General features: G+C 71.0%; 18 protein-coding genes. 4 read left to right on the plus strand and 14 right to left on the minus strand.

Going from position 1 to position 26,673, the window contains the following annotated elements:
* Together D7W81_RS22565 and D7W81_RS22570 are read left to right on the plus strand one after the other, a co-directional pair.
* Positions 1 to 1,576 (plus strand): phosphoketolase family protein (locus D7W81_RS22565; RefSeq protein ID WP_147445585.1); only part of this gene is annotated, 1,576 nt, incomplete at its 5' end.
* The gene (locus D7W81_RS22570; RefSeq protein ID WP_120557478.1) at positions 1,573 to 2,748 is read left to right on the plus strand and encodes an acetate/propionate family kinase; all 1,176 of its coding nucleotides are present in this window, start codon (positions 1,573 to 1,575) and stop codon (positions 2,746 to 2,748) included. The genes D7W81_RS22565 and D7W81_RS22570, both read left to right, overlap by 4 nt.
* Positions 2,749 to 2,754: 6 nt before the next feature.
* Here D7W81_RS22570 and D7W81_RS22575 read toward each other — a convergent pair whose 3' ends face one another.
* The 12 genes from D7W81_RS22575 to D7W81_RS22630 form a co-directional block, all read right to left on the minus strand.
* Positions 2,755 to 3,873, minus strand: coding sequence for an LptF/LptG family permease (locus D7W81_RS22575; protein ID WP_120557464.1), 1,119 nt, complete (start codon positions 3,871 to 3,873; stop codon positions 2,755 to 2,757).
* Positions 3,870 to 4,982, minus strand: a complete 1,113-nt coding sequence (locus tag D7W81_RS22580; RefSeq protein ID WP_120557465.1) for an LptF/LptG family permease — start codon at positions 4,980 to 4,982, stop codon at positions 3,870 to 3,872. Before D7W81_RS22580 ends, D7W81_RS22575 begins: the two co-directional genes overlap by 4 nt.
* On the minus strand, positions 4,979 to 6,238 hold the full coding sequence (gene purD, locus D7W81_RS22585; protein WP_120557466.1) for a phosphoribosylamine--glycine ligase: 1,260 nt from the start codon (positions 6,236 to 6,238) through the stop codon (positions 4,979 to 4,981). Before purD ends, D7W81_RS22580 begins: the two co-directional genes overlap by 4 nt.
* 1 nt (position 6,239) lies before the next feature.
* On the minus strand, positions 6,240 to 9,257 hold the full coding sequence (locus D7W81_RS22590) for a zinc-ribbon domain-containing protein (protein WP_120557467.1): 3,018 nt from the start codon (positions 9,255 to 9,257) through the stop codon (positions 6,240 to 6,242).
* A 4-nt stretch (positions 9,258 to 9,261) separates the two neighbouring features.
* A complete protein-coding gene (gene purH / locus D7W81_RS22595; RefSeq protein WP_120557468.1) occupies positions 9,262 to 10,806 on the minus strand; it encodes a bifunctional phosphoribosylaminoimidazolecarboxamide formyltransferase/IMP cyclohydrolase in 1,545 nt (514 codons plus the stop codon).
* A 106-nt stretch (positions 10,807 to 10,912) separates the two neighbouring features.
* Complete coding sequence (locus D7W81_RS22600; protein ID WP_120525520.1) at positions 10,913 to 11,404, minus strand: sigma factor-like helix-turn-helix DNA-binding protein; 492 nt, start codon at positions 11,402 to 11,404, stop codon at positions 10,913 to 10,915.
* 57 nt (positions 11,405 to 11,461) lie between these two features.
* Positions 11,462 to 11,986, minus strand: coding sequence for a MerR family transcriptional regulator (locus tag D7W81_RS22605; protein WP_120557469.1), 525 nt, complete (start codon positions 11,984 to 11,986; stop codon positions 11,462 to 11,464).
* A 152-nt stretch (positions 11,987 to 12,138) separates the two neighbouring features.
* Positions 12,139 to 14,046, minus strand: coding sequence for a serine/threonine protein kinase (locus D7W81_RS22610; protein ID WP_120557479.1), 1,908 nt, complete (start codon positions 14,044 to 14,046; stop codon positions 12,139 to 12,141).
* A gap of 20 nt (positions 14,047 to 14,066) precedes the next feature.
* Entirely contained in the window at positions 14,067 to 16,997 is a 2,931-nt protein-coding gene (locus tag D7W81_RS22615) for a protein kinase domain-containing protein (protein WP_120557470.1), read from the minus strand.
* 101 nt (positions 16,998 to 17,098) lie between these two features.
* A complete protein-coding gene (locus D7W81_RS22620) occupies positions 17,099 to 17,407 on the minus strand; it encodes a hypothetical protein (protein ID WP_120557471.1) in 309 nt (102 codons plus the stop codon).
* A 205-nt stretch (positions 17,408 to 17,612) separates the two neighbouring features.
* On the minus strand, positions 17,613 to 20,567 hold the full coding sequence (locus tag D7W81_RS22625; protein WP_120557472.1) for a choice-of-anchor D domain-containing protein: 2,955 nt from the start codon (positions 20,565 to 20,567) through the stop codon (positions 17,613 to 17,615).
* Positions 20,568 to 20,774: 207 nt separating this feature from the next.
* Positions 20,775 to 21,428, minus strand: a complete 654-nt coding sequence (locus D7W81_RS22630; protein ID WP_120557473.1) for a CDP-alcohol phosphatidyltransferase family protein — start codon at positions 21,426 to 21,428, stop codon at positions 20,775 to 20,777.
* A 140-nt stretch (positions 21,429 to 21,568) separates the two neighbouring features.
* Here D7W81_RS22630 and D7W81_RS22635 point away from each other — a divergent pair, with 140 nt between their 5' ends.
* Together D7W81_RS22635 and D7W81_RS22640 are read left to right on the plus strand one after the other, a co-directional pair.
* Positions 21,569 to 24,160, plus strand: coding sequence for an acylase (locus D7W81_RS22635; protein ID WP_120557474.1), 2,592 nt, complete (start codon positions 21,569 to 21,571; stop codon positions 24,158 to 24,160).
* A 371-nt stretch (positions 24,161 to 24,531) separates the two neighbouring features.
* A complete protein-coding gene (locus D7W81_RS22640) occupies positions 24,532 to 24,984 on the plus strand; it encodes a DofA protein (RefSeq protein WP_120557475.1) in 453 nt (150 codons plus the stop codon).
* Positions 24,985 to 25,052: 68 nt separating this feature from the next.
* Here D7W81_RS22640 and D7W81_RS22645 read toward each other — a convergent pair whose 3' ends face one another.
* Complete coding sequence (locus tag D7W81_RS22645) at positions 25,053 to 25,886, minus strand: ThiF family adenylyltransferase (RefSeq protein WP_120557476.1); 834 nt, start codon at positions 25,884 to 25,886, stop codon at positions 25,053 to 25,055.
* Positions 25,887 to 25,898: 12 nt separating this feature from the next.
* Entirely contained in the window at positions 25,899 to 26,615 is a 717-nt protein-coding gene (locus D7W81_RS22650) for a class I SAM-dependent methyltransferase (RefSeq protein WP_120557477.1), read from the minus strand.
* Positions 26,616 to 26,673 lie beyond the last annotated feature (58 nt).

The raw sequence follows: 26,673 nt of genomic DNA on the forward strand, positions 1-26,673 counted from the left end.
GCGCCACGCCCGGGAGAAGAACGACCCCACCCGCCCGCGCTGGCCCATGCTCGTGCTGCGCACGCCCAAGGGGTGGACCGGCCCGAAGGTGGTGGACGGCAAGCCCGTGGAAGGCACCTGGCGTGCCCACCAGGTGCCGCTGGAGGAGGTGCGCGACAACCCCGAGCACTTGAAGATCCTCGAAGCGTGGCTCCACAGCTACCGCCCCCGGGAGCTGTTCGACGCGAACGGCACCTTCCGCGAGGAGCTGGCGGACATCGCGCCCAAGGGCCGGCTGCGCATGGGCGTGAATGTCCACGCGAACGGCGGCCAGCTGCTGGTGCCGCTCGTGCTGCCGGGCTTCCGCGACTACGCCATCGACCCGGGCGCCCCGGGTTCGAAGCAGGTCAGCGCCACCAAGATCCTGGGCGGCTACCTGCGGGACGTGATGCGCCACAACCTGGCGACGAAGAACTTCCGCATGTTCGCCCCGGACGAGAACGCGTCCAACCGGCTCCAGGACGTGTATTCCGTCAGCGGCAAGAGCTGGGACGCGAAGCAGGAGCCCACGGACGAGAACCTCTCCGTGGACGGCCGCGTGATGGAGGTCCTGAGCGAGCACCTCTGCCAGGGCTGGCTGGAGGGCTACCTGCTCACCGGACGCCACGGCTTCTTCTCCTGCTACGAGGCGTTCATCCACATCATCGATTCGATGTTCAACCAGCACGCCAAGTGGATCAAATCCGCCAGGGAATTGCCGTGGCGCAAGCCCATCGCGTCGCTGAACTACCTGCTCAGCTCGCACGTGTGGCGGCAGGACCACAACGGGTTCTCCCACCAGGACCCGGGCTTCATCGACCACGTGGCCAACAAGAAGGCGGACACGGTGCGCATCTACCTGCCGCCGGACGCGAACACGCTCTTGTCGGTGACGGACCACTGCCTGCGCTCGAAGAACTACGTGAACCTCATCATCGCGGGGAAGCAGCTCTCGCCGGTGTGGCTGGACATGGCGAGCGCCGTGCGCCACTGCTCGGCGGGCATTGGCGCGTGGGACTGGGCCGGCAATGACGACGGCGACCCGGACGTGGTGATGGCCTGCGCGGGCGACGTGCCCACCCTGGAGACGCTGGCCGCGGTGACGCTGCTGCGCTCATGGGCCCCGGAGCTCAAGGTGCGCGTGGTCAACGTGGTGGATGTCTTCACCCTCGCGCCCGTGAACGTCCATCCGCACGGGCTCAACGAGGAGGACTTCAACCGCCTGTTCACCACGGACAAGCCCGTGGTGTTCGCGTTCCATGGCTATCCGACGCTCGTGCACAAGCTCACGTACAACCGGGCCAACCACGCCAACATCCACGTGCACGGGTTCAAGGAGGAGGGCACCACGACGACGCCGTTCGACATGACGGTGCTCAACGACATGGACCGCTTCACCCTGGCGCTGGACGCCATCCGGCACTCGAAGGCCGTGCGGCACCGGCTGGACGACGCGGAGCAGCGCTTCTCCGAGGTGCGCCAACGGCACAAGCTCTACGTGTCGGAGCACGGCGAGGACATGCCCGAGGTGGCCGACTGGAAATGGAGCGCGCGATGAGCGACCCCGGCGCGGTGCTGGTCATCAACAGCGGATCTTCGTCGCTGAAGTTCGGCCTCTATGTCGAACAGGACGGCCAGGAGGTAGTGCGGTTCAAGGGCAGCGCGAGCCACATTGGCGAGGAGCAGGGCCGGCTCGTCGTGAAGGACGGCGAGGGGAAGCAGGTGCGCGCGGTGGACGTGCGGCATCCGTCGCAGGAGGACGCCCTCCGCGAGGCCGTGCGGCACCTGAGGGAGCTGGGCGGAGAGCAGCCTCAAGCCATCGGGCACCGGGTGGTGCATGGCGGTCCCCACCTGCGCCAGCACCAGGCGCTGACGCCGGAGGTGATGAAGGCGCTGGAAGCGGCGACGCACTTCGCGCCGCTGCATATTCCCGCCGCTCTCGGGCTCATCCGGGCCACGGAGCGGCAGTGCCCGGACGTGCCGCAGTTCGTCTGCTTCGACACGGCCTTCCACGCGACGCTGCCCGAGGCCGCTTCGACGTTCCCCCTGCCCCGCTCCGTGCGCGACCAGGGCGTGCAGCGGTATGGCTTCCATGGCCTGTCGTATGAGTCCATCGTCGCGAGGCTTGCGCCCCAGGTGCCCGCCCGCACCGTGGTGGCGCACCTGGGCAATGGCGCGAGCCTCGTGGCCCTGGAGCGTGGACGCTCCGTCGATACGTCCATGGGCTTCACGCCCACGGGCGGCATTCCCAGCGGCACCCGCACCGGCGACCTGGATCCCGGCGTGTTGCTGTTCCTGATGCGCACGGGCGGGATGGACGCGGATGCGTTGGAAGCGCTGGTGAACAAGGACTCCGGGCTCCGGGGCTTGTCGGAGGGGACCAGCGACATGCAGGCCCTCACGCGTGCCGCGGAGGCGGGCAGCGCGGCGGCGTCACTGGCGGTGGATGTCTTCACGCGCGGCATCGCGAAGACGGTGGGCGCCTACGCGGCGGTGCTCGGCGGGCTGGACCTGCTCGTGTTCACGGGTGGCATCGGGGAGAACAGCGCCCGGGTCCGGCAGGACGTGTGCTCGAGGCTGGGCCACCTGGGCATCCGGCTGGATGCTCAGCGGAACGAGGCGAGCGCGGAGCTCGTCACGGCCGATGGGTCACCGTGCCCGGTCCGCGTGCTGCCCAGCGATGAAGAGGTGCAGCTTGCCCGTCACACCCGCCGGCTGCTTCGCGGGTGAAGGCCCCTACGCCTGCCGCGTGGCGCTCCGGCGCGGCAGGTGCAGCAGGCCTTCACGGCGCAGCCACAGGGCCGCCGCGACAATCGTCAGCAGCGTCGTGGGCATCCAGGCCGCCACGGCGGGCGCCAGGCGCTCCGTGAGCACCAGCGTGCGGGACACCACCATCAGGCCCCACATCGCCACGGCGATGAGCAGCCCCTCCACCACCGCGGCCGTCAGGTGGCCCCTGCGGTTCGTCCGCAGCGCCAGGCCCACCGCCAGCAATGCGGCAGGCAGGCCCGCCAGCGGGTACGCGAAGCGGTTGTGCCACGCGAGCTGGAAGGCCTTCGTCGCGAGCCCCACCTCCGCTCTCGCGACGATCTGCTCGCCCAGCTCTCCCAGGCGCATCTGCTCCGGACGGCCCGGACGGATGCGGAACGTCGTCGCGCCCACGCCCAGCTCGTACTCCGCGGAGGGCTGCTGCGTCACCGACGTGCGCCCGTCCTCCGTGAACGTGCGCTCCACCACGTCCGTCAGCTCCCAGCGCGTGCCCTCCACCGAGGTCATCCGCCTCGCGTCCACGCGGCGGCGCAGCTTGAACTCCGGCGTCAGCGTGAAGATGGAGACGTTCTCGAAGCCCTCCTGCGCGTTGCCGCCCCGGAGGAAGAAGATGGCGTCACCCCGCCGGAACCACTGCTTCGGCGTGTAGTACATCCGCCAGTCGCCCCACCGGTTGAAGCGCTGCGTGGTGATTTCATCCACGCGCCGGCCCGCCCTCGCGGCCACCGTCTCGTCGAAGGCCACCAGCCCCACGCACGCCACCAGCGCGCACAGGCCCACCGGCAGGTACAGCGCCGCCGGGCCGAAGGTGAGCGCCCGCAGCGCCGTCACCTCGCCCTTCTTGCGCAGCGCCGACACCGTCGTGCCCGCCGCCAGCAGCAGCGCCGCCGGCCCCAGCTGCTGCACCGTCACCAGCGCCTTGTAGCCATAGAGCTTGAGCACATCCAGCACCCAGCCCTCGCCCCCGTAGGCCTTCGCGCGGTCCACGAAGTCCACCACCAGGAACACCGCCACCACGCCCGCCAGGATGCCCAGCGTGTAGCGCACGTACGCGCGCACCACGTACCCGAAGAGGGTGCCCTTCATCGCACCGTCCCCGAACGCGTCACGCGGTACAGCGCGAACGCGCCCACCGCCATGAAGAGCACGTTGGCCAGCTGCCCCGCGACGAGCACCGGCATCTGCCCCTTCTGTCCCATCTGCTCGAAGGCGCGGCTCAAGAGGTAGTAGAGGACGTAGCCGCCCAAGGTCAGCAGGTAGCCCCACGCGCGGCCCGCCTGCCTGCGGCCAATCGCCAGCGGCGTGCCCAGCAGCGCGAACGCGATCGGCGCCACCGCGTTGCCCAGCCGGCTGTGCAGCGCCATCAGGAAGGGCCGCGCATCCTCACGCCGCTCCTCCGCGTCCTTCGCCGCGTCCAACAGCTCCACCGGCGTCAGCTCCTCCTTCGGGGAACGGAACCGGTTGCGCCGGGACAAGGACCCGCCCAGCCCCACGTTGATCTCCGCCTTATCGAAGGCGACGACGCTCGCGTCCACCGAGGAGCGGTTGGCGCGGTGCACCTCGCCTTCCTTCAGCTCGATGCGCAGGGCCTCGCCCCGCTCGGACGTGCCCACGCTGCCCTTGTGCGCCAGCACCAGCAGCGGCGAGCTGGGGTCGCGATCGTCGTGCAGCAGCACGTTCGTCCACCCGCCGCCCTTGGGCGCCACCTTCTGCGCGTACAGCGTCAGGTCGCTCAGGTCCTCGTAGAAGACGCCGGACTTCACGTCGCCCGCGACGTTCTTCTGGATGACCTCGCCCACCAGGTCCTTCACGCCCGTGAGGCCCCACGGCTCCACCGTGGACGTGAGCAGCACCATGAACGCGCTCAGCGCGATGCCCACGGCCAGCGGCGCCGCCAGCAGCTGGAGAGGGCTGATGCCCAGGGCCTGCAACGACGTGAGCTCCCGGTCCTCGCCCAGCCGCCCCAGGCCCAGCAGGATGGCCAGCAGGAACGCGATGGGCAGCGCCATCACCAGGAAGTGCGGCGCCAGGTACGCGATGAGCCGGCCCAGGTCGACCAGCGTCACCGCCGAGCCCAGCAGCACGTCCGTGCCGCGCAGGAACTGCATCACGAACAGCAGCAGGAACATGAACGCCACCCAGACACCCAGGGGGACGAGCAGCTCCTTGAGCAGGTAGCGCGCCAGCAGCTTCACGGCCGCGCCCGCAGCCCCCGCGCGCCGATGTCACGGCGGAAGTGTCTGCCCTCGAAGCGCACGGCGTCCGCCGCCGTCAGGGCCCGCTCGCGCGCCGTCGCCAGGCTGTCGCCCCGCGCGCACACCGTCAGCACCCGGCCGCCCGCCGTCACCAGCGCGCCGTCCTGCTTCGCCACGCCCGCCAGGAACACGGGCGCGTTGGACGGCACCGCGTCCAGGCCTTCAATCCGCTGGCCCTTCTTCGGCGCCTCCGGATAGCCCTCCGCCGCCAGCACCACGCCCACCGACGCGCCCGGGAACTGCTTCAGCGGCCGGGGCGCCAGCGTCCCCTTCGCGCACGCGTCCAACAGCGGCAGCAGATCCTCGTCCACCTGCATCATCAGGACCTGCGTCTCCGGGTCCCCGAAGCGCGCGTTGAACTCCAGCACCTTCGGGCCGGACGCCGTGAGCATCAGCCCCGCGTACAGCACGCCTCGCAGGGGCGTGCCGCGCTTCTTCAGCACCGCGAGCGTCGGCGCGATGACCTGCTCGCCCACCTTGGCCAGCTGCTCCGGCGTGAGGAACGGCGCCGGGCAGTACGCGCCCATGCCGCCGGTGTTGGGGCCGGTGTCGCCCTCGCCCACGCGCTTGTGGTCCTGCGACAGCGGCAGGAGCACGTAGCGCTCGCCGTCGCACAGGGCCATCAGCGACACCTCTTCGCCCTCCAGCAGCTCCTCCAGCACCATCCGCTGGCCGGCCTGGCCCATCTGGGCGACAGCGCGCACCGCTTCGCGCGCGGCGTCCGCGTCCGGCGCGACGATGACGCCCTTGCCCGCGGCCAGGCCGTCCGCCTTCACCACGATGCGGCCCTGCGCGACGGCGTACGCCTCTGCCTCCGCCGCGTCGGTGAAGACGCGGAAGGCCGCGGTGGGCACACCGGCTTCGTCCATCACCTCCTTGGCGAAGGCCTTGGAGCCCTCGATGCGCGCGGCCGCCGCGACGGGGCCGAAGCACGGGATGTCCACCTGCGCCAGCGCGTCCGCGACGCCCGCGACGAGCGGCGCCTCCGGGCCCACCACCACCAGGTCCACGCGCTCGCGGCGGGCCAGCGACACCACCGCCTCCGGCGAGTCCGCCTGAAGGGGCACGTTGGTGCCCCACCGCGCGGTGCCCGGGTTGCCCGGGCCCACCAGGAGCCGTGACAGGAGGGGACTCTGGGCCAGCTTCCACGCGAGCGCGTGCTCACGGCCGCCCGACCCCAGCAACAGGACCTTCACGTCAACCTCGCTCGTCGAGTTTGAAGAGCAGCTTCTTCGCCGGGAAGTAGGACGGGTCCAACCCCACCACCTTCTCCAGCACCGCGCGCGCTTCCTTCGGCTTCGACACCACCAGCAGCTCCGCCAGCTTCGTCTGCGCGGAGAGCATCTTCGGCGCCACGTCCAACGCGGACTGGAGCGTGCGCATCGCCACCGCCACGTCCCCGGCCTCCGCCTGCGCGAGCCCCAACGACAGGCGCGCCACCGGCAGGCCTCGTTCGACGCCCACCGCGCGCTCCGCCAGGCCACGGGCCTGCGGCCCCTTCGCGTCCAGCGCGATGAGGGCCCGGTACGCCTGGGCCCCGCCGTTGTTCGCGTTCACGTCCACCACCGAGTGCAGCAGACGCTCCGCGGTCTGCCGGTCCCCCTGGTGGAAGCGCACCAGGGCCTCGTAGAGCAGCGGCTGCACGTCCTCCGGGCGGTCGCCCAGGGCCTTCACCACGTTCTCCACGCCCACCAGCGTGTCGCCGGGCCGCAGCCAGAAGCGCGACAGCGCGGGCCTGGGCGCCAGCCTCATGGGATCCCAGTCGCGCGCCTCCAGCACCGGGTAGAACAGGCGGAAGGCCTCGTCGCGCTTCTTCGCGCTCGCCGCCGCCACGCCCTCCAGGAGCTTCGCGTCCATGCGGCGGTCGTCCAGCCGCACCGCCTGCTGGAAGCGCTCCTGGGCTCCGGCCACGTCGCCCTCCAGCAGGTGCATGCGCCCCTCCAGCACCTTCTCCAGCGCGGCGTCCTCCAGCCGGCCCTGGAAGCCCTTCAGGTGCTCGCGGGCCACGGCGACGTCCTTCTGCTCCAGCGCCACCAGGAACCACTGCAGGTGGGCCTCCGCCAGCGCCGGCGCCACCTTCAGGGCCTCCGTCGCCGCCTTCACCGCGCCGGCGTCGTTGCCCGCGGTGCGCTCGGCGGCGGCCAGGTGGCTCCAGATTTCGGAGGCGTCACGCGGGCCGTAGCGGGACGCGCTCTTCGTCAGGTCCCTGAGCGCGCGCACCGCGTCGCGCGCGTTGCCTTCGGCCTGGTAGCGCAGCACCGCCAGCGCCAGTGAGGCGCGCACGTCACCCGCCTTCGCCTTCAGCCGGTCCTCGTACAGCTTGCGCGCGCGGCCGGTCTCCCCGACCTCCACGTAGATGCGGGCGGCGGCCTCCAGGCTGTTCCAGTCCTGGGGGTCCAGCTCCATCCGGCGGCCCAGCTGCTTGAGCGCCAGCCCGTACTGGCCGGCCTGCTCGTGCGCGAGCGCGCTGTAGTAGTCCACGCGCTTGAGGTTCGGCGCCAGCGCCCGCGCGGCGTCGAACTCCCGGTTCGCCAGCTCGCGCGACGTGGCCACCTGCGCGCGCCCCAGCACCAGGTGCGCCTCCGCCTTGAGGGCGTCACTGGCGTCCTGCTGGGCCAGCACCGACGACGCCAGCTGCGCCGCCTGCTCCAGGTTGCCGGGCTGGCGCGAGCGCGCGAGCAACAGGTTCGCGTTCGCGACCAGCAGCGCGGGCGTCTTCCCGGCCATCCCCTGCGCGGCCTGGATGAGCTCGCGCGCCTCCTGGAAGGTGTTGTCGTCCATGCCCGGGCCGCGCCCGAGCGCCAGCGCCTGCACATACCCGGCGATGGCTTCCGCGTTGCGCGGGTCGAGCAGCAGGGCCTGCTGGAAGGACTCCTCGGCTTCCGCGTACGTCGCGCGCTGATCCATCGCGAGCTGCTTCTGGCCCGCGGCCAGGTGCTCCGCGCTGGTGCCCTCCACCTCCAGGAACTGGAGCTTCCAGCTGCCCACCGCGGCCAGCACCTCCGGAGGCACCGCGGCCGGAGCGGCGGGCTTCGCGGCCAGGGCCGCCTTCTCCTGCTGGGGCTTGAAGACGAGGAAGTAGTAGCCCGCGCCGCCAGCCCCGAGGATGCCCAACGCGAGCAGGCCCAGGACCGCGGCACGGCCGCCGCCCCCGCTGCCGCCACGCTGGGCGCTGCGGGCCGGAGCGGCCGTGATGTGCGAGGTGCGCGCGGGCTTCACCGAACTCACGCGGGAGTCCGGCGACGGCGCTCCCGTGGACCGGAGGTCGTCCCCGGACGACGCGGAGGCCGGGTCCAGGCTGCTCATCATCGGCAGCTCCAGGTCACCGCCCGCGGGCGGCGGCGCCGTCACCTGGGGCGCCACCACCACGGAGGACCCCTGGGCCGCGGCGGGATCGCGCTGCTTGCAGTCGTCGCAGACGCCCAGGGCCTGGTCGAAGGGGTCCGTCAGGTCCTTGCCGCACGAGCGGCAGTGCGTGTGCGTCTCAGGCTTCGCCGCGGGCGCGGGAGCGCGGGCGGACATGCGGCCCAGCGACACCGCTCCGGCGGCGGGCGAGGCGGCGCCACGCGCGGTCGCGGGCGGAGGTTCCAGCTCCAGGCTCCCGGGCGCTGGCCCCAGGAAGTCGAGCAGCGGGTCCGCGGCAACGGCCGGAGCCGGTGCGGACGCGGGAGCCGCGACCCCAGGCGCGGCAGGCACCGGCGGGCCGGGCCTCGCGGCGGGGCTCGCCCTGGGCGCGGCGGGGTTCGCCCTGGGCGCGGACTGCGGTGCCGGCGGGCCCAGGCTCGCGAACGGGTCCGAGGGAAGGTTCGCGGGTGCGCGCGACGCGGGCGGGCCCAGGTCCGCGAAGGGGTCCACGCTCCCCGGTGGCCCCAGCTCCGGCATCTCACCGAAGTCCCCGAAGAGGTCCGACGCCGGGGCCGCCGCGGGCTTCGCGGCGACGGGCGCGTTGCGGGGCGCGCCCTGCGCCGGAGCCGCGGCCGGATTGCTCCGGGGCTCACGCGCGACGGGAGGCGCCGGTGCGGCCGAGGGAGGCTTCGGCTCGGCGGTGGGGGGCGCGGCTCCTTCAGCGGGAGCCGTCACGGACGCGGCAGAGGCCTCCCGCTTCACGAGCTGGAGGTGACGGCAGCGGGGACACTGCGCGCGGACGCCCTTGGTCGTGATCAACCGGTCGTCGATCGCGTAGGCCGCCGCGCATTTCTGGCAGACGATGCGCATGAAGTTAGTGACGGAAGTGTCGCACTCCCGTCACCACCATGGCCATCCCATGTTCGTCCGCGGCGGCAATCACCTCCGGGTCCCGGACGGAACCGCCCGGCTGGATGACCGCTGTCGCCCCCGCCCGGGCCGCCTCGTCCAGCCCGTCCCGGAAGGGGAAGAAGGCATCCGAGGCCACGGCGCTGCCCTTGAGGGCCTCGCCACCCCGCGTCATCGCGATGCGCACGGAGTCCACCCGGTTCGTCTGCCCGCCGCCCTGCGCCAGGAGCTGGGCCGGCGCCGCGAAGACGATGGCGTTGCTCTTCACGTGCTTGCACACCTTCCAGGCGAAGCGCAGGGCCCGCTCCTCCTCCGGCGTGGGGGCGCGCTTGGACACCACCTTCCACTCCAGGGGCGGCTCCACCGCGTCGCGGTCCATGAGCAGCATGCCGCCAGACACGCTGCGCGCGTCCACCTGGGGCCGCGGGGCCGCCGTGGGGGACGCCAGCGCGGGGCCCGCTTCCAAAAGGCGCAGGTTCTTCTTGCCCGCCAGCACCTGGAGCGCCACCGCCGAGTACGACGGCGCGATGACCGCCTCCAGGAACGTCTCCGCCATGGCCTTCGCCGTGGCCTCGTCCACCTCGCGGTTGAAGGCCACGATGCCGCCGAAGGCGCTCACCTCGTCCACCGCGCGGGCGGTGCGGTAGGCCTTCTCCAGCACGTCGTCCACCGCCACGCCGCACGGGGTGTTGTGCTTGATGACCACCGCGCAGGGCTTCTCCGGGAACTCCAGGACCAGGCCCAGGGCCGCGTCCAGGTCCAGGATGTTGTTGTACGAGAGCTCCTTGCCCTGGAGCACCTTCGCGAACGCGACGGACGGCTCCTTCGGCGCGGCGTATTCCTTGTAGAAGGCGCCGCGCTGGTGCGGGTTCTCCCCGTAGCGCAGCCCCTGCACCTTCTGGAACGCGAGCGACAGCTCCTGCGGGAAGGGCTCCTGGGCCTCGCCGGACAGCCACCCGGAGATGGACGCGTCGTACGCCGCCGTGTGCGCGAACGCCTTGCGCATCAGCCGGCGCCGCGTCTCCAGGCCCACCGCCTTGTGGCCTTCAAGCTCCGCCAGCACCGGCGCGTAGTCGTCCGGGTCCACCACGATGGCCACGTGCTGGAAGTTCTTCGCGGACGCGCGGACCATCGCCGGCCCGCCGATGTCGATGTTCTCGATGACGTCGTCCTCGCCCGCGCCGGACGCCACCGTCTGGCGGAACGGGTAGAGGTTCACCACCACCAGCGAGATGGGCTCGATGTTGTTCTTCGCCATCTCCGCCCGGTCGCTCTCCAGGTCGGGCCGGCCGAGGATGCCGCCGTGGATGCGGGGGTGGAGCGTCTTCACGCGGCCACCGAGGATTTCGGGGCTCTGCGTGTGCTCGGACACCTGCGTGGCGGGGATGCTGGCGGCCTTCAGGGCCTCCAGGGTGCCGCCCGTGGAGAGCAGCCGGTAACCCAGCCGCACCAGGCCCTGGGCAAAGGGAACCAGACCGCGCTTGTCGGAAACGCTCAGGAGAGCCAGCACGTGTGCGCCTCGCAATGGGTGGGGGTGGCGCGGGTCCTAGCAACCACCCCCTGGGGTGTCAACGCAACACGTCACCCCAGGCCCGGCGCGAAACAGTGCCCTGCCCTCAAGGCTTGCGAGCGGACACGGGAGGCTCGGCCTCCGTGGCCTCGCGCAGCTTCATCAGGCCGCGCGTCTCCACCTGGCGGATGCGCTCGCGGGTGAGGTTCATGATCTCCCCCACCTCTTCCAGGGTGATGCCGCCCTTCTCCGCCACGTCCAGGGCGCAGGTGTGCTCCAGCTCCGTGATTTCCTTGTCCGGGAAGTTGAGCTTGATGGAGCCCGTCTCCGGGTTCACGTCCAGGTAGAGGTTGTGCTTGCAGGACACGAAGAGGCACGGGCGCGGGCCGTTGATGCAGTCCGCGCGGGTGCGCGGCCGCTGCTCGTCCACGAGCTTGAGCGTCTCCGTCTCCTCGGGGTCCAGCTGGCCGGCCAGCCTGCGCCGCCGCAGGTCGCGCGCCATCTCCTTGCGCGACATCGTCTTGGAGCGCCGGCGTTCCGCGGGCTGCTCCTCCTCATTCCCCCCCTCGCCCTCCTGCAGCTGCTTCACTTCCGACATGTTTCGTCCTCCAGATGTGTGGAGTCTATCCGGTTCGACAGGACCCGGGGGGGCATCCTATTGCGACCGGAGCGTTTCGTCTTCGCGCGCCGTGACGGCGCTGCCCAACCGGGCGACATCCCGGACCAGATCCTGCGCCCGTTGCCTGAGCGTTGCCAACTGGGCTTCGAGTGACCTCCTGCGTTCTCCTCCCAGGGGCCGCCCTCCCAGCTCCTCCTGGAACCCGTCGAGCACCTCCGACAAGTCCCGCTGGAGCTGGTCGATGTGGTTGCGGTGGAACACGAAGGAGCGGCGGATGTCCTCCAGGGTGTGTCCTTCGGCCATCATCTTCTTGATGACGTTGATGCGCCGCACCGCTTCCACCGGGTAGAGGCCCAGGCTGCCCTGGTGCTTCCCCTTGCGGCCCACACGGCGGCTGCGGGGAAGCAGACCGGCCTGGACGTACTTCCGGAACGTCGCCTCCGAGAGCCTCACGCCCCGGGGCCGGAAGATTTCCAGGATCGCGTTCGCGGGCAGGCCCCCCGCGTTCTCGCGCTCGATGCGCTCCAGTTCATCAGGCGCGAGCAGGTCCATCGATTCCATTGAATAGAGGCTACTGAATGGATGCCATAGGTGCCAGATTCGCGCGTCACTCGTCAAGGAGGACGAGCAGGCGGGCAGGCGGACGTCGCCCGGCCGACGCTTGAGCGCAGGCTCCCGGTGGCTTCAGGGGATGGGTGGGGAACGGCGGGGCGTCAGCGGCCGCGGGGCGCGCGGAACTCCTGAATCACGGAGCCGTTTTCGGGGACGACGACGGTGTACGTCTTCTCGCCGGACGGGTGGTGGAAGGTCAGGGTGTAGGTGCCGGCTGGCAGCTTGTAGGTCGCGCGGCCCTGCACGTCGCCCAGCCGCTTCGCGCCCAGGTAGACGGTGGCGTAGGGGTTGGCCTTCACCTGGAGCGAGCCCATGGCCTTCGCCGTGTCCGCGGCGGGCTTCTCCACGGGCCCGGCCGGTTCGGCGGCGGGAGGCGGCGTCAGGGCGGCTTCGCGGCGCTGCCCCTCCAGCTCCGTGTCGATGGCCTCCGCGGCCGGCGTGCGGGCGGGCTCGGCCGGGGGCACCGTGGCCGTGGCCGGAGGCGGGTTCGTCGCCGGGGCCGTGACCTGGGGCGGAGGCGCACTCCCCTGCCCCGTGTGCGAGCGGGCCACGGCGAGGACGCCCACGACGCCCGCGAGCCCCACCGCGGCGGCGGCCCACAGGGCGCGCTTGCGGTTCGGCGCTGGGGGCGGCCCGGGCTCGGTGGCGGAGACCGTGTCGACGTCGCGGTCATTGGCGCCGGAAGGGTCCACGACGGGGGACATGGCCCGGCGCGCGGAGCCGGTCCGCGACCTGTCGTCGTCCGCCGGGGGCTCGTCCCGGACGGCGGGGACCTCGCGGGAGTGGGTGCGCTTGCGGGAAGGCGCGAGCGGCGCTTCCCTGCCCATGGACTGCAGCGGCATCTGCGGCGTGGGCTGCGGAGGACGCCCGTGCGCGGCGTCGGCGGCGCTGTCGTCCTGCGACAACACCAGCGTCGTCCCGTGGCGGTCCTCGTCCGGCGAGGCGGCCCGCTTCGCGCCCGAGGCGTGTTCGCGCGAGGGCATCACCGCCGTGGGCTCGCGGGGCGGGGCTTCCGCGCCGGGCCCCGCCAGCGCTCCGTCCTGAAGGGCCGTGCGCTCCGGCATCGCGGGCAGCGCCTGGTTGCTGGCGGCGACGGGGAACAGCTTCCGGACGAACTCGCCCACGTCGGTGTCGTCGACGGAGCGGGCGTGGTTCAGCACGCACTGCGCCAGCGCGCGCTCCAGCTCCCCCGCCGTCTGGAAGCGCTTGGACAGGTCACGCTCCAGGGCTCGGCAGATGGCGGCGTCCAGGTCCGGCGGGATGTCCGGGTTGAGGCGCGCGGGCGGCACGATGGTGCTCTCCTGCACCGCGCGCAGGACGGCGATCTCCGAGTCCCCCTGGAACAGCCGTCCGCCGGTGAGCAGTTCCCACAGCACCACGCCCAGCGCGAAGACGTCGGTGCGCACATCCACGTTCTCGCCCCGGGCCTGCTCGGGCGACATGTACGCGAACTTGCCCTTCAGCACGCCGGGGTTCGTCAGCTTGTTGCCCGCCTTCGCGATGCCGAAGTCGGTGAGCTTCACCGCGCCGTCGTAGGACACGAGCACGTTGTGCGGCGTGACGTCCCGGTGCACCAGGTTCAGCAGCTCGCCGTTCACCCGCAGGCGGTGGGCGTAGTGCAGCCCTCGCGCGACCTCCACGCCGATGTGCGCCACCAGCATGGGCGGCATCGGCGACATCGCCTCCTTGCTCCGCTTGCGCAGCTCCCACAGCGAGCAGCCGCGCACGTACTCCATCGCCAGGTAGTAGGTGTCCTCGTGCTTGTCGAAGTCGAAGATCTGCACCACGTTGGCGTGGTTGAGCCGCGAGGCCAGCCGCGCCTCCGCGATGAACATCTGCACGAAGTCCGGGTCGCTCGCGAGGAACGCCCGCACGCGCTTGATGACGACCTCCTTCTCGAAACCCTCCGGCCCGCGCGCGGTGCACAGGAAGATCTCCGCCATGCCCCCTTCGGCGAGCTTGCGGCGCACGACGTACTTGCCGACGTGGGTTCCTGCCTCGAGCGTCACGGAAGGGTCCAAGGCCGCGCCTACTCGAACTTGACCGTCACCACGTTGAGGTCGATGGGGCGCACCTCGATGCGGCGGGTGAGGGTGCGCTGCAGCTCGGCGTTGGTGAACTTGCAGTCATACGAACCCACCTGCAGCTCCACCGGCTTGAACGGCGTCTGCCCCAGCTTGCGGCCGTTGCACGACACCTCCGCCCACGGCATCACCACGAAGCTCACGGACGCGGCCTTCTCCACGGCGCGGACAGGCTCGCGCACCTCCGCCGCGGGCACCACCGTGGCCGCGGTGGCGACGGGCGCCTTCACCACGGGCGCGGGAGCCTGGGCACGAGGCGCCTCCTGGGCCTGCTTCGCTTCGGAGGCCGCGGCATCCGGCGTGCGCGGAGCGGCCACGCCGGAGGGCCCGACGCCAGGCTCCGGCGTCTTCGCGGCCGGGGGCGCCGAGGCCGGCGGCTCCGTGGCGGGCTTTCCAGAGGACGGCATGGGCACGAGCTTCAGCGGCCCCACGTCGAGCTGGCCGGACGGCGGGATGACGATCTGCGTGCGCAGCTCGCGGTAGCCCTCCTTCACCAGCACGACCCAGTAGCGTCCGGGCTTCACCGTGGGCAGCGTCAGCGGGGTGCGCTCCGGGAGCACGCGGTCCTCGAACACGACGCGCGCGCCGGCGGGCTCCGACTCCACGTGCACCCCGCTCGAGCCCGCGCCCAGGCCCCAGACGATGCCGATGCCCACCAGGATGGCGACGAGCACGATGGCGCCGTACAGGAGCGCGCGGCGCTTGGGCGGCTCCACCGCGGACTGCTCGGTGAGCGTGCCGGTGCGGGCCGGCGGCACCCAGGCGCCCGGCATGGGCGCGCGGGAGGCGGAGCGCGGCGCGGTGGACGCCGTCATCTCGAGGGTCGCGTGGGGCGCGGGCACCGGGAGCCGCTGCCCGCGGTGTTCACCGGACGGAGCCGGTCCGCCCGCGCGGGGGACTGGAATCTCCGAGCGCGGCACGGCGCGCATGTCCTGAGTGGGCCCCTCGTCCACGTCCGCGCGTGAGACGGCGCGCATGTCCAGGGTCGAGTCGTCCTCGTCCTCCCGGGCCCGCGCCGCCAGGAAGCGCTGATCCAACGTGGGCGCGTCCTCCTCCACCTGGAACCCGCCGGAGAGCTTCCCCTCCGTGTCCACCATGGCGAGCGTGGGACCGTCCTCCTCCACCTCGAACGCGCCGGAGAGCTTCCCCTGCGTGTCCATCATCGCGAGCGTGGGACCGTCCTCCTCCGTCACCGTCGGGAGGGACGGCTCCTCCAGGCGCACCGGCCGGATGCTCCGCGAGGGCGGTGACTCCAGCGCCCGCCGCATCCCCGTCGTTCCCCGGGGCTCCGGCCGGGCGTCGGGCGCGCGAGCCTCGGCCCGGGGGTCGGCGTTGCGAAGCTCGGAGCGGGGCTCGGGACGGCCTTCGGCGCTACGGACCTCCGAGCGCGGCTCAGGCCGGACATCAACGCCACGTGCCTCCGAGCGCGGTTCAGCGCGAACATCCGCGCCGCGTGCCTCCGCGTGCCGGGCCTCGGCGCGCACGTCCGGGTACGCCTCTGGGGTCCGGCCTTCGGAGCGCGCCTCCGCGCGAGGAACACCACGCCCCTCGAGACGCGCGTCCGCGCGGGGCTCCGCGCTACGGGCCTCCGAACGAGGTTCCACGCCTCGGGCATCCGCGCCACGGGCCTCTACACCCCGGGGTTCCGCACTCCGGGCCTCCGCGTTGCGCGCATCCGCCCGGGCCTCCGCGTTGCGGCCTTCCGGACGGGTGTCCGGGCCACGGACGTCGGAGCGTCCGCCCTCCCCTTCCGCGTCCTCGCGGCGCGCCTCCACCTTGACGCTGGGACGGTTCGCCCGCCCGGGACGCAGCGTGGTGGTGGGCTCGTTCTCCGTACGCCCCGGCGCCGTCGCGGGCCGCATCACCGAACGGCGCGGCGCGGGCGACGGCGGAGACACCCCCGCCTCCTCGTCCGTCACCTGCACCTCGCCGGAGCGCGCCTCCTCCGTCAGCCGGTCCGCGTACAGCTGCCGCATGTACGCGGCCAGGTCCGCCGTCGTGCCAAACGGCTGCGGCTGCGACGCGAGCCACCCCTCCAGCGCCCGCTGAAGCTCCTGCGCGTGCTGGTAGCGCGCGTCCGGGTCCTTCGCGAGCGCCTTGAGCACGATGGCGTCCAGCTCCACCGGCACCCGGGGCGCCACCACCGACGGCACCGGCACGTGGCACTCCGCCACCGCCGACAGCGTCAGCATGTCGCTGGGACGCTTGAAGAGCCGTCCCCCCGTCAGCAGCTCATGCAGCACGACGCCCAGCGCGAACACGTCCGAGCGCCGGTCCACGCGCTGCCCCGAGGCCTGCTCCGGCGACATGTACGAATACTTGCCCTTGAGCACCCCGGAGCGCGTCACGGTGGCCTGGTCCGCCGCCTTCGCGATGCCGAAGTCCACCACCTTCACGCCACCGTCGAACGTCACCAGGATGTTCTGCGGCGACACGTCCCGGTGCACGATGTCCAGCGGGCGCCCCGTCGCATCCGTCTTCTTGTGCGCGTAGTCCAGCCCCGCGCACGCCTCCAGGAGGATGCGGCACACCAGCGGCACCGGCAGCGGAAGCCCCGCCGTCTCCGAGCGCTTCCAGAGCCGGCGCGCGTCCACGCCATGGATGTACTCCATGGCGATGAAGAACGTGTCCCCCTCCGCCCCCAGGTCGTAGATCTGCACGACGTTGGGGTGCGCGAGCCGGGCCGCGATCCGCGCCTCGTCCAGGAACATCCGGACGAACTCGTCGTTCTCCGACAGGTGCGGGAGGATGCGCTTGAGCACCAGCAGCTTGTCCGGAGCATCCGAACCCGGCCGGCGCGCGAGGTAGATCTGCGCCATGCCGCCCGTGGCGAGGCGCTTCAGGAGCTGGTAGCTGCCGTAGGTTTCGATGGACACGGCCGGACGCGTAGGGGCGGACCCCAAGCGTAAGCGGCCGGGCCAGGGGAATCAAACATCGAATCCCCCTGGGCTTTTTCCCGGTTCCACCGGGCGTGCGCCTAGCGCCGGGCGGCCCGGACCTCGCGGGTCTCCCGCATCAGCGCTTCCAGCTCATCCAGGTGCCGCTTGAGCACCGGCATCAGCACCGGCGCCGCGTCCACCCGGTCGAACAGGTCCAGCACCCGGTCCACCTTGCGCTCGATCTCCTGGGCCCTCACGGGGCTGATGCGCTTGAGGAGCATGTCCGCCCCGGCCTCCATCAGCACCCGGGCCACCGCGTTCCGGTCCGCCAGCGGCTCCTGCTTGCGCTGCCCCTCTCCACGGATGACCCGCAGTCCCGGCGCACCGGCGCGCGGAGAGGACTTCATGGGCTCATCAGGGGTCCAGGTGCTCACAGCGCCTCCAGGGCAACAGCGTGCAGACGCTCCGCAGGGTACACACCGAGAGGGCGCCTCCAATTTTCTGGTCATCCGCACAGGCAGGACCAGTGCTGTAGCACCGGGGTCTGACACCCCCGTTCGGGGCCGGATGGCCGGCCCGTCACGGGGTCCACACCCACAGCTTCCCCACCGTTCAGTCGTTGGCGCAGGCGCGGCGGTAGGTGATGGCCACCTTGCTGCCAGGCGGCGGCACCGCGCTGAACACCACGCTGTTGGACGCCGCGTCGTAGCTCCACCCGCTGGTGGTGGGGGCGCCGTTGACGGTCACCACCACCGTGCCCGCGTCCGGCTCCTCGCTCAGCGGGAAGCGGTCCTGCGCGCTGAACGCCTTGCTGGCCACCTGGCGGAGGAGCGGCGCGTAGTCACCCGCGCAGACGTTGAGGACCTCGCCGCCCGTCTGGGCCGCCGCGTCCGCGTACCGGGTGCCGGTGCCGCCCGCCGTGGCGCAGGACGTCTTCGTGGGCGCGATGGCGAAGAACGTGGCCCGCTGCGGCTGGTTCTCACCCTTGCGCTGCTGCGCCCACTGCACGTACGTGGAGACCGCGTCCGGCGAGTGGTCGTCCTCGTCGCCCACGAACACCACCACCAGCGCCGCGGAGTCGCGCAGGAAGCCCGCGTTTCCGTCGTTGGCCAGCGCCGTGCGCGGATCATCCACGTTGTTCACCAGGGGGGACGTGAGCGCGCGGCGCATCGCCTCGAAGCCCTGCTCCACCTGGGCGCACTGGCCCACCTGCACGTTCTGCTGGAGCACCTGCGCCACGTTGGGCGTGCCCAGCGTGAGGATGCGCTGGCGGCTGTTGTCCGCCGGGAAGAAGCGGCCGGCCTCACCGCCCAGCGCGCCGCCCGGGCACGCGCCGGACACCGCGGAGATGCCCGTCGTCGTCACCGCCATGTTCACGTCCACCGCCTTGTTGCGCGCGGCGTCCACGAACGCGGGCATCGCGGACACGAGCTTCGGGTGCTCCTCCACCATGGACGCCGTGTTGTCCACGACGAACAGCACGTCCACCTTGCTCACGTCCTGCTGCACGAAGTTGTCAGTCTTCTCCGTCTTCTTCGACGACTCACCGATGAGCGGCACCATCAGCGGGATGGGCAGGTCGCTGGAGTCCACGTAGAGCGGCGACAGGTTCATGCCCGTCACCTGCGCCAGGTAGTCCACGCCCACCGTGAAGGACTCGCCCGGCGCAAGCTGGAACGCGGGCGGCGCCGGGTGGTCCAACAGCGCGAACTCCGTGTCCGTCGTGCCCGGCCCGATGAAGACGTTGGACACCGTGATGGGCGTGGTGCACGCGTTGAGGTAGTTCACCTCGCGCGGGGACGGACGGCAGTCCTTGCGGCCCAGGCCGAAGTCCAGGTACCAGGGCGACGCCACCAGGCACGTCTCCTGCGAGTTCGCCAGGAGCGGCACCTGCCGCACCGGCGTCGCCGGGTTGTACTGCTCCACCTGGAGCTCACCCGCGAAGTTGCCGCCGGTGAAGGGCGCCTGGAAGGCCACCTGGAAGCTGAACCAGTCCCCCGGGTAGATGATGCCGCCGAAGAGCGCGCCGCCGGGCATCTTGAACACGCCGCCGCCGTCGTTGGCGATGCGGATGTTCTTCACGGGGCACAGGTCCGTGCCCTTGTTCTCCAGCTTCACGCCCAGCACCGCGCCGCGGCCCGGCGGGATGGTGCCGAAGTCCACCAGCTGCGGCGTCACCGTCAGGTCACACGGCGCATGCGCCTTCGCGCTGCCGAAGAAGTCCAGCTGCACGGTGGCCGCGGAGAACGCGCTCGTGGTCATCACCAGCGCGCCGGACGCGCTGCCCTCGCGCATGGGCTCGTAGAAGACCTCCAGGTTCAGCTCGCCGTTGGCCGGCAGGGTGAACGGCAGCGTCACCGGCTTGTGGTTGAACTGGAGCTGGGCGCCCGTCGCGTCCGGCGTCCAGTCCAGCGTGTTGATGGTGAGCGGGCCCGCGTTGTCCGTGCCGCAGTTCTTCACGTTCACCACGACGCGCATCTTGGAGCCCAGCGGCTGCTCGCCGAAGTCGTACATCATGGGCGACACGCACAGCTCGGACGCACCGCCGAAGCCGCGCAGCGGCACGGGCAGCGTGGGGTGGCGCTTGCTCACCACGGAGTACACGGCGCGGTCCACCGCCGCGCCCATGTGGCCGGGGCTGTAGCGGATTTCGAAGGCGCGCACCTCACCCGGCTGGAGCACCAGCGGCAGGCCCGTGTTGGCCTGGCTGAAGGACGCGTCCGTGCCGTCCAGCATGAGCGACGTCACCGTCACCGGCTCCGTGCTGATGTTGCGCAGGCTGGAGGCCTTGATGGCGTCGCGGTCCACCGGCACCGCGCCGAAGTCCACCACCTCCGGCTCCGCCACCACCGCGCGCTCCAGCGCCTCCGCCGCCACCGTCACCGTCACGTCCGCGCACCCGACGCAGGGCGAGATGGCCAGGGCCACCTGCTTCCTGCCCACGCGCACCGGGTTGAAGGTGAGGGGCAGCTCCACGCGCTCGCCCGGGTTCACCGTGAGGGGAGCGGCGACGAACTCGTCCTTGTCCGCGCCCACCAGCTTGGGCGTCACCATCACGGGCAGTTCCGTGGGGTTGTCCAGCGTCACCCCCAGCGTCTTGGTGGAGTCCGCCTCGATGCGGCCGAAGTCCAGCGCGCGCGGCGTCACCCGGGCCCAGGCGTCCACGCCGGCGCCGTTGAGCGGGATGCGCATCAGCGGTTCGATGCGCGTGTCCGAGCGCACCACCAGCACCGCGGGCAGCCCGCCCTGCGCCAGCGGCGCGAAGCGCACCTTCAGCGTGCACTCGCTGCCCGGCACCAGGCTGTGCGGACCTTCATGGGTGAACTCCGCCTTGTAGGCGCCTTCCGGCCCCTCCACCCAGGCTTCGTCCACCGTGATGCGCGCGCGGCCCACGTTGCGCAGCGTCACCGTGGATTCACGAGCGTCGAAGACGGCGACCCGTGCGAAGTCGACGCCGCCCGGCGTCGCCGTCAGCCGGCCATCCGCGAGCGACGAGCGCTCCCGGTCCGCGCAGCCCGACAGCAGTCCCACCACCACCAACCCCAGCAGGCCCCAACGCCCCGTCATGGCACCCACCCGTCCCTCCCCGCCTCCCCCAAGCGCTTTGAAGCCGCGTAAGCAGCCACACCTTCCGGGTGTGGCCCTCGCGGATCAGGTGGCGAAGCTAGGCACCCACCCCGGGACTGCCAACCGCCTCACCGTGGGAAAAACAGTGGAACTGCCCTCCAGAACGTCCACTGGATGGCACCTCCCCTGCCACGGCGGCGGAAGACTTCAGAATTTCGGAATCCGCAACGTCTTGCTGATCATCGCGCTGCCGCTGGCCACGTAGAGCAGCGCCAGCGGGTGCAGCGTGAGCGGTCCCAGGTTCCACACCCCGCCCCACAGCGCGTCACCAATGCGGCCCTGCCACGTGGCCGCCGCCAGCACCATCACCAGCAACAGGCTGGTGGGGATGGGGGTGCCCTCGAAGTACTTCACCTTGCCGGTGCCGTCGGACAGCTCCGCGGAGGTGACATTGAAGCGCGCCAGGCGGCTGATGCCGCACGCGACGAAGTAGAGCAGCGCCGCCACGTCCAGGTTGCCGCGCAGGCCCACCGCGAACGCCAGCGCCGCGGGCGCCATGCCAAAGGAGATGACGTCCGCCAGCGAGTCCAGGTCCGCGCCCAGCGGCGACTTGCGGAAGCGCCACCGCGCGATGCGGCCGTCCGCCACGTCCATGGCCAGCGCCACCGGCATCAGGCAGAACGCCACCCACAGCCAGCGTGGGTTGCCGGTGGCCAGCGACTGCATGGCCGCCAGGATGGCCCCGGCGCCAGAGAAGCCGTTGCCGAGCGTGACGAAGTCCGCCAGCACGAAGGTGCGAATCATGGAGAAGTGGCGGCGCTGGCGGCGGGCCGCGGGCGGCGACGAGGGCTCGGGCGTCATGGCTCCCGTGTAACACACACCGTCTTTCCGGCTTTCCCAAACCCACGACGCGACGCATCCGGGCGTTTCATCCCCGTGGAAAAGTCAAATCCCAGAAACATTGACCGGCGAATCGCCACCTTCCTAGTCTCCGGGCCGCCATGCCCGAGCACATCCCCGAAAACTCTCCTCCTCGCGGAGGGTTCCGTTCTGTCCGGACCCGCCGTCTTTCCCTCTCCCTCCTCGCGTCCCTGGCGCTCGTCGCCACCAGCACCGGATGTGACGACGACAAAGAGCCTGTCGACCCCAACCCGACGCCGACGGCCCCGAAGTACACGGCGAAGATCAAGCGCACGTCGTACGGCATTCCGCACATCACCGCGGAAAACTACGGCAGCCTGGGCTTCGGCCAGGGCTATGCCTTCGCGCAGGACCACGTCTGCACGCTGGCGGACCAGATCATCAAGGTGCGCGGTGAGCGCGCGCGCTTCCTGGGCCAGGGCCCGGGCAACCAGTACGTCGGCTCCGACCTGGCGTACCTGGCCATGGACGTGATGGGGCGCGCGGAAGCCGCCTTCCCCACGCTGTCCCAGGAAGTGCAGGACATGCTCACCGGCTACGCGGCCGGCTACAACAAGTACATCGCGGACACGGCCCCGGAGGCCCTGCCCGCCGAGTGCGCCAAGGCGGCCTGGGTGCGCCCCATCACCCCGGTGGACCTGCTGGCGTACAACACGGACCTGACGCTCATCGCGGGCATCAACGCGCTGGCGCTCACCATCCCGTCCGCCACGCCCCCCACCGTGAGCGCGCAGTCCGTGGACCCGAAGCAGGCCGCGCTCAAGCCCCAGCCGCCGTCGCTGGAGCAGCTGCGCAAGCTGAAGGAAGCGGACTTCGGCAGCAACGGCTGGGCCATTGGCGGTGAGCGCACCGACAACGGCAAGGGCATGGTCATGGCCAACCCGCACTTCCCCTGGGAAGGCGAGCTGCGCCTGTGGGAGAGCCAGCTCACCGTGCCGGGCCAGATGAACGTCTACGGCGTGGGCCTCATGGGCGTGCCCGCGGTGCTCATCGGCTTCAATGAGAACGTGGGCTGGACGCACACGTTCTCCGCCGGCCAGCGCGCGACCATCTACCAGCTGCAGCTCGTGCCCGGGAAGCCGACCGTCTACAAGTACGGCACCGAAGAGCGCACCATGACCTCCAAGACCTTCACCATCCTGGTGAAGCTGTCCGAAGGGTCGCTGACGAACTACACGCAGACCGTCTACTTCAGCCACTACGGCCCGATGATCGCCTTCCCGGACTCGGCCCTGCCGGCGGGCTTCCCCAAGGGCGCGCTGGGCTGGAACGCCCAGACGGCGCTCACGCTGCGCGACGCGAACATCGACAACACGAAGTTCCTGGACCAGTTCCACGGCATGAACAAGGCCAAGTCGCTGGCCGAGTTCAAGGACGTCTACAGCACCCAGCAGGGCCTGCCCTGGGTGAACACGATGTTCGCCGACAAGGAGGGCAACGCCTGGTACACGGACGCCACGCCCACGCCCAACCTCACCAAGGACGCGGCGGCGAAGTGGGCCACCGAGGCGAACACGCCCGGCCTCAACGCCACCTACGCCATCTTCCAGGCCCTGGGCTTCGTGGCGCTCAACGGCAGCGACCCGGCCAATGAGTGGCAGGTGGAGCCGGGCTCGCGCAGCCCCGGCCTCGTGCCCTTCGCCAAGGTGCCGCAGCTGGAGCGCAAGGACTTCGTCTTCAACGCGAACGACAGCCACTGGCTGGCCAACCCCCAGGCGCCGCTCACGGGCTTCTCCCCGCTGCACGGCTTCGAGGGCGTGCCCCAGTCGCCCCGCACGCGCATGAACGCCAAGGTCCTCACGGAGGTCTCCGCCACCGGCGCCTCCGGCTCCGACGGCAAGTTCACCTTCGACGAGCTGAAGACCGCCGTGTTCAGCAACCGCAGCAGCATGGAGGAGCTGGCGCGCGCGAGCCTGGTGGAGCGCTGCACGGGCAAGACGACGGTCACCTACAAGGACACCACCGGCAAGGACAACGTCGTGGACATCAGCCAGGCCTGCGCGCTGCTGGCCGGCTGGAATGGCCGCTACGACGTGGACCAGAAGGGCGCGTTCATCTTCCGCGAGTTCCTGGGCGCCTACTCCGGCGCGCAGCTGGTCAACGCGGGCCCGGGCGCGCTGTTCTCCGTCCCCTTCAGCCCGGCGGACCCCATCGCCACGCCCCACACCCTGCCGGCCGCGCCCGCCACGGGTGAGGACCCGGTGCTGGTGAAGCTGGCGCAGGCCGTCTTCACCATCAACCGCTCCGGCAACACGGTGGACAAGACGCTGGGCCAGGTGCAGTTCACCACCCGCACGGGCACCCCCATCCCCCTGCAGGGCGGCATGCACCGCGAGGGCGTGACCAACGTCGTGTCCTTCGGCGTCGCGCGCACCACGGTGTTCGACTTCGCCCAGCCCCACTCGGCCACGTACAACGCCAACACCCTGCTGGCCAAGGAGGGCTACCCCATCAACAACGGCAGCTCCTTCGTCATGGCGCTCCAGTTCACCGACGCGGGCCCCAACGCCAACGCCGTGCTGACCTACAGCCAGTCCGGTGACCCGAAGTCCCCGAACTACGCGGACCAGACCCAGCTGTTCTCCACGAAGCAGTGGCGCCCCATCCTCTTCACGGACGCGCAGATTGCCTCGGACACGTCCGCCGTGGAGACCACCGTCTCCGGCGGGTAACCCCCTCCGCCTGACGGCCTGAAGCCCTGGAAGGCCCCGGGAGCCACCGTGCTCCCGGGGCCTTCTTGTTTTCACGAGGAGTCTTCGTTGAAAAGTGTCACGGACAGCGGAATGGCCAGACGCAGGCAGGCGGCCCTGGCGGCTGGGTTCAGCATCGGCCAGCGGACATCCAAGAGGGCCTTCGAGGCGAACACACAGTCCGTGACGCCGTCAGGGGCGCCCGGATGTGTCGTCTCAGCAATGTCAGCCTTTGGGGCTAGTTTCTTGACCGCGGCTGAAGGGCAGTATGTCCCCCAGGCCCAGGGAGAAAGCCCGGACGGGGGGTTGACCGGGACGGCCGCTGGGTCCGACACGAAGGAGTCGCGTACGCCATGGCACTTCCGGTCTACAAGACAGACGTCATCGACAAGGTGTTCTTCCTGCGCTGGGACGCTCCACCGACGCCGGAAGAGATTCAAGCGGTCTTCCTGAAGATGCAGGCCGCCTACCAGCAGCATCAGCAGCAGCAGCTGGTGCTCGTCACCATCGCGGGAGCGAAATCCGCGGTCCCCAACAGCGAACAGCGCCGGCACCTGTCCAACATGCTGTCGGACGCGCGCAACCTGTTCTCGGAGATCCACGTCATCATCGAAGGCAACGAGCTGCAGCACAACCTCCAGCGCGTCATCGTGTCGGGGATGCTCATCGTCACCCGGACGTATGACGACCAGTTCATCCGCGTGCACAAGAACGCGGACGGGGCCGCGGGCTTCATCGCGCGGCGGCTGGGCGTGGATGGCTCGCAGGTGGTGAACGAAGCGCGTTCGCGCGGCGTGGTGATGTAAGTCCCCGGGGGGATTCGGGGGCCCGTCAAAGGGCCCCCGGCCCCGGAATGCGGCAGCGCGCGGGCTTTTCAGCTCCGGGCGCCCTGTCCCACCGGCCGGGCCGGACGGGCGGCGCTGACGGAGCCGCGCACGTAGCGGTGGTCGAAGAGGTCCACGTAGAGGTACTCGGGCCAGGACACCATCGCGCGGGCCCCCAGCATCACCCCCCGCATGATTTCACTCACCATCAGCCCCGCGGCGGTGGTGGCGCCAATCACGCACGTGGGCGCGTGGCCCTTCCCCTGGTAGCAGGCGTCCATGTACTCCTGGAGCATGTAGCTGCCCAGGTGCGGGATGATTTTGGGCAGGTCGATGCGGCCGTCCGGGAGGATGAACATCTCCTCGTAGAGCGGCGCGTCCGGCTGGAAGACGTGGAGCGCGGCGCCGAAGCCCAGCATCAGCCCGGTCATGATGGGGATGCCCGTGTCGCGGCACGTCTGGTGGAGCGACTCCTTGGCCCGGGCGCCCGCGATGTCGATGACCTCCACCACGTAGTCCACCGGCGGCAGGCCCCCCAGCCCCTTGAGCACGTCCGCCACGTTGGCGTCGGTGATGCCCTCCTTCACCTTGTGCACGCGCAGGTCCGGGTGGATGTCCCGGCACATGCGCTCCACCACGTCCACCTTGTACTGGCCCAGGGTGCTTTCGAAGCAGCCCACCTGCCGGTTGATATTGTGGCGTTCGTAGACGTCGAAGTCCGCGAGCGTCAGGCAACCGAAGCCCAGGCGCGCCAGGTCCACCGCGCACTGGCCCCCGGCGCCTCCCACACCAGCGATGAGCACGTGCGTGCTGGCGAGCTTGTCCATGGTCTGCGGGTGGAGGACGCCCAGGTTGCGCTGGAAACGGGGGTTCACGTTCGTCATGAGAAGGGCTCCCTACTTGCGCATGCAGACGTAGAAGTTCTCGCCGTAGTAGTCGTCACCGTCGGCCACCAGCGCCTCGCTGAAGCCCACCTTCTCCAGCAGGCGCACCGCCTGGTCCGTGTCCAGGAAGGTGACCATCTCGTTGGGGTCCGTGGTGAGCTTCTGGGCGCAGGTGCGGTGGTGGTTCACCGCGCGCTGGAGCGCTTCGGTCCACCGCCCCTGGGACTCCCATTCCCGGATGGAGTTCTTCAGCACCTTCTCCAGGTCCGGCCGGGGGCGCTTGTTGCTCGTCATGCACAGCACGCCGCCGGGCTTGAGGTGCGTCCAGGCCTCGCGCAGCACGACCTCCGGGTCGCGCACGTAGAAGAGGACGTTGTTCATCACCATCGCGTCCGCTGCGCCCTCCACCTCCGGGGGGAACGACGACACGTCCCCCGGCAGGAGCGTCCAGCGGGCGCGCACCGCTTCGGGCTCCTTCGCGCGGCGGCGCACCGCCAGCGCGAGCATGGCCTCGTTGTTGTCGAAGCCCACGACGCGCTGGCCCCGGCGCGCCAGCGGCTCGCTCACCAGCCCCGTGCCGCACCCCGCGTCGATGACGTAGGCCCGGTCCCGGGTGTCGCGGAGGAGCTTCTCGCGCTGCCGCTGGTAGCACGGCAGCTCGGGGATCATCTGATCGTAGCTGTGCGCGAAGTCGTTCCAGATGTTGTCGACAAAGACGGTCTCGGGCATGGGTCCTCCCCCTCGCGGGGAGACAGGGTGAGACCTGGAGTTGTCCCCCGTCCTCCCC

It is taken from the genome of Corallococcus aberystwythensis (assembly GCF_003612165.1).
GTDB classification, from domain to species: Bacteria; Myxococcota; Myxococcia; order Myxococcales; family Myxococcaceae; genus Corallococcus; species Corallococcus aberystwythensis.

What these genes read in the sequence shown, in the direction of transcription:
- D7W81_RS22590 (WP_120557467.1), bottom strand. Translation starts at nt 9,257, where the DNA reads ATGCGCATCGTCTGCCAGAAATGCGCGGCGGCCTACGCGATCGACGAC.
- D7W81_RS22600 (WP_120525520.1), bottom strand. Translation starts at nt 11,404, where the DNA reads ATGTCGGAAGTGAAGCAGCTGCAGGAGGGCGAGGGGGGGAATGAGGAG.
- D7W81_RS22575 (WP_120557464.1), bottom strand. Translation starts at nt 3,873, where the DNA reads ATGAAGGGCACCCTCTTCGGGTACGTGGTGCGCGCGTACGTGCGCTAC.
- D7W81_RS22570 (WP_120557478.1), top strand. Translation starts at nt 1,573, where the DNA reads ATGAGCGACCCCGGCGCGGTGCTGGTCATCAACAGCGGATCTTCGTCG.
- D7W81_RS22630 (WP_120557473.1), bottom strand. Translation starts at nt 21,428, where the DNA reads ATGACGCCCGAGCCCTCGTCGCCGCCCGCGGCCCGCCGCCAGCGCCGC.
- D7W81_RS22625 (WP_120557472.1), bottom strand. Translation starts at nt 20,567, where the DNA reads ATGACGGGGCGTTGGGGCCTGCTGGGGTTGGTGGTGGTGGGACTGCTG.
- D7W81_RS22650 (WP_120557477.1), bottom strand. Translation starts at nt 26,615, where the DNA reads ATGCCCGAGACCGTCTTTGTCGACAACATCTGGAACGACTTCGCGCAC.
- D7W81_RS22605 (WP_120557469.1), bottom strand. Translation starts at nt 11,986, where the DNA reads ATGGAATCGATGGACCTGCTCGCGCCTGATGAACTGGAGCGCATCGAG.
- D7W81_RS22640 (WP_120557475.1), top strand. Translation starts at nt 24,532, where the DNA reads ATGGCACTTCCGGTCTACAAGACAGACGTCATCGACAAGGTGTTCTTC.
- D7W81_RS22635 (WP_120557474.1), top strand. Translation starts at nt 21,569, where the DNA reads ATGCCCGAGCACATCCCCGAAAACTCTCCTCCTCGCGGAGGGTTCCGT.
- D7W81_RS22645 (WP_120557476.1), bottom strand. Translation starts at nt 25,886, where the DNA reads ATGACGAACGTGAACCCCCGTTTCCAGCGCAACCTGGGCGTCCTCCAC.
- D7W81_RS22620 (WP_120557471.1), bottom strand. Translation starts at nt 17,407, where the DNA reads ATGAAGTCCTCTCCGCGCGCCGGTGCGCCGGGACTGCGGGTCATCCGT.